Below are 3,464 nucleotides of genomic sequence, written 5' to 3' on the forward strand. Positions count from 1 at the left end.
GGCGAGGCGCTGGCCGGGTTCGGCCTCACCGAGCCCGGCTTCGGCTCGGACGCCGGTGGCACCGAGACCCGGGCCGTGCTGGACGAGGCGGCGGGCGAGTGGGTGATCAACGGCTCGAAGGCGTTCATCACGAACTCGGGCACCGACATCACCGTCCTGGTCACCGTCACCGCCGTAACCGGCATCCGGCCGGACGGCTCGAAGGAGCTGTCCACGATCATCGTGCCGAGCGGTACCCCCGGCTTCACCGTCGCGCCCGGCTACTCAAAGGTCGGCTGGACCGCCTCGGACACGCACGAGCTGAACTTCGACGACTGCCGGGTGCCGGCGGAGAACCTGCTGGGCGAGCGCGGCCGCGGCTTCGCCCAGTTCCTGCGCATCCTCGATGAGGGTCGGATCGCCATCGCCGCGCTGGCCGTCGGCCTCGCTCAGGGCTGCGTCGACGAGTCGGTCAAGTACGCGAAGGAGCGCCACGCCTTCGGCCAGCCGATCGGCAACTACCAGGCGATCCAGTTCAAGATCGCCGACATGGAGCTGAAGGCGCACACCGCCCGGCTGGCGTACTACGACGCCGCGGCCCGGATGCTGGCCGGCGAGCCGTTCAAGCGGCAGGCGGCGATCGCCAAGCTGCACGCCAGCACGATCGCGGTGGACAATGCCCGGGAGGCGACCCAGATCCACGGCGGGTACGGCTTCATGAACGAGTACCCGGTGGCCCGGTTCTGGCGGGACTCCAAGATCCTGGAGATCGGCGAGGGCACCTCCGAGGTGCAGCGCATGATCATCGCCCGCGACCTGGGGATGTGAGTCGCCCGGGTTAGTCAGCGCCGGCTCGGCTGGCCGCTGTCAGGTTTCGGCATCGACCGGTCGGGTGGCTGACGCTCCGGTGTCCGGTGTCGGGCCTGGCCCGTAATGTCCCGGGCCATGACTCTGGGTCATGATCGTTCGCCGGGCCCGCCCGCACCTGCCGGCCTTTCCGAGGTGCTGCGGGCACACCGCCGGGCCGCTGGCCTCACTCAGGCAGACCTGGCGGCCCGTGCTGGCGTCGGCGTGCGGACGGTTCGTGACCTGGAACGGGGACGCGCCTCACGGCCGCAGCGCACCACCGTCGAGCTGCTCGCCGGGGCGCTGGAACTGACCGGTGCGGTCCGGGCGGCGTTTCTGGCCGCCGCGCGCGGAGCGGGTGCCGCGGCACCACAGCCCGAGCCGGGTACCCGGCTTGACCTGCCACCACCGCCGGATCTGATCGGCCGCGATCGGGACATGACCGAGTTGACCACGATGTTGACCGACCCGCGCGGCCCCCGGGTGGTAAGCCTGGTGGGGCTGGCCGGCGTAGGTAAGACCGCACTGGCGTTAGCAGCGGTTCACGCGGTCGCCGCCGCCCATCCCGGTGGCGCCGCCGGGGTCCTGGTCGGTGCCGGGTCGGACGCGGCCGACGTGCTCGCCGCCTCGGTGACGGTCTTCGGCGCGGCGCGGGTGACGGAGCTGGCCGCCCGCCTCGGCGACCGCCGGGCGCTGCTGCTGGTGGACGCCGTCGAACGGGCGCCCGACCCGGTGGCCGGGACGTTGCAGCGGCTCGTCGGCGCAGTGCCGTCGTTGCGGGTGCTGGTCACCGGCCGACACCCGGTGGGACTGCCGGGCGAGTGGGTCCGCCCGGTGTCGCCGCTGGACGTGCCACCGCCGGGCGGCACCGATCCGGCGACGCTCGCCGGCTATCCGGCGGTGGAGTTGTTCACCGCGCGGCTGGCCCAGGTCCGGCGGGAGCCGCCGTCGGACGCCGAACTGCCGGCGCTGGCCGCACTGGTGCGGCGGCTGGGCGGGCTGCCACTGGCCATCGAGCTGATGGCGGCGCGTGGGCGGCTGCTCGATCTCACCGAGCTGCTCGACCGGTACGGCGACCGGGTGCTGGACCTGGACACCTCGGTCGCGGCCCGCAGCGGCTGGGAGGCGGGCCAGTCGCGGGGCGACGATGCCCGCACGGCGGTGGCGGAGACGCTGCGGGACGCCGTGGCGACCAGCTACCGGCTGCTCGCCGTCGAGGAGCGGGCGGCGCTACGCCGGCTCGCCGCGTTCGGCAACCGGTGGTCCGTCGAGCTGGCCGAGGAGATGCTGGCCGGCACGGCCGTCGCCGCCGATCCCGTACCGCTGCTGAACCGGTTTCTCGACCTGGGGCTGCTGAGCGTACGCGGCGCCGGGCCGTTCCGTTTCCGGCTGGTCGACGCGGTCCGGGACTACGCCGTCGAGCAGGCGTCCGCTGCCGGCGAGTCGACCGCGATCCGCCGCCGGCACGCCCGGGTGGTCACCAGGCTGGTGGAGCGGACCGCGCCGGGGTTGACCGGTGCCGGTGCCACCGCCGCCGCGCACCGCCTCGACGAGGTCACCGGCGACATCAGCTCCGCGCTGGCGTACGCGGCGGTCGACGACCCGCTGACCGCGTTGCGGCTGGCGGCCGGCCTGCCCTGGTGGTGGCGACTGCGTGGGCGTGACGTGCCGGGCCGGCAGTGGCTGCTGCGGTTGCTCGCCGACCCGCGTACCGCCGATGCCGATCAGGCGCTGCGGGCGGGGGCGTCGCTCGGCGTCGCGTCGCTCGCCGGTGAGCACGGCGGGGCCGGTGCGGAGGTGCCGAGGGTCCGCGCCGCGCTGGAGGCGTTCCGGCGGCTCGGGGATGTCCCGGGCGAGCTGGAGGCGCGCACCGTGCTGGGTGCCCTGCTGGCCGCGACGGGCCAACCGCGCCAGGCGCGGGAGCAGGCGGAGGCGGTGCTGGCGGTGGCCACCGGCGGCGGCCTGGTCCGCCAGATGGCGGTCGCGCAGCATCACCTGGCGTGGCACGAGATCCGGGCGGCCGACCTGACCGCCGCCCGGCGCCGGCTGGCCACGGTGGACCGGCTCGGCGGGCAGTGCGGGGAGCAGCGCCTTCGGGTGCTGGCGCGGGGCACGGTCGCCGAGGTGTTCCGCCTGGAGGGCCGGTACGCCGACGCGGCGGACGAGGCCCGGCGGGTCCTGGCGGCGCTCGCCGACCTGGGCGCCCCGCGACATCGACGACGGGTACTCGGCACGTTGGGGTTGGCGCTCGCACAGGACGGCCGGGTGGCCGAGGCCGCAGAGGTACTCGTGGAGTTGCGCCCGCTCGACGGGACCGGGGCGCTCATCGAGGGGCACCTGGCCCGGCACCGGGGCGACCGGGAGGTCGCGGCGGAGTGGTTCGCCGCCGTGGCCGAGATGGATGGGGAGGACCGGGACCGGCGCACGGTGGTGGAGGCGCTGGTGGGCCTGGCCGCGAGCACCTCCGACCCGGCCGTGCTCAACCGGCTGGATCTGGCCTGCCGGGACGCGGGTATCCGGCTGTTGCCGCAGGAAGAGGAGCTGCTGTACGTGCTGTCCGTGGCGCGGAGCAGGCCGCCCGCGGAGGCTGTTGCCGGGCGCGGGGGGGCGGGGGGGGGGGCCGCCCCCGCCCCGCCCCG

2 protein-coding genes are annotated in these 3,464 nt (G+C 75.2%); both read left to right on the forward strand.

Translation table 11 applies throughout. The annotated features are described in order from the left end of the window. A partial coding sequence (locus AB0M52_RS32370; protein WP_363961558.1) for an acyl-CoA dehydrogenase family protein occupies positions 1-807 on the forward strand: 807 nt, incomplete at its 5' end. A gap of 117 nt (positions 808-924) precedes the next feature. Continuing rightward, the coding region (locus tag AB0M52_RS32375) for a helix-turn-helix domain-containing protein (protein WP_363961560.1) at positions 925-3,464 on the forward strand (2,540 nt) is incomplete at its 3' end.

Origin of the sequence: Micromonospora sp. NPDC051296, assembly GCF_040682255.1 — a bacterium.
Taxonomy (GTDB): domain Bacteria; phylum Actinomycetota; class Actinomycetes; order Mycobacteriales; family Micromonosporaceae; genus Micromonospora; species Micromonospora craterilacus.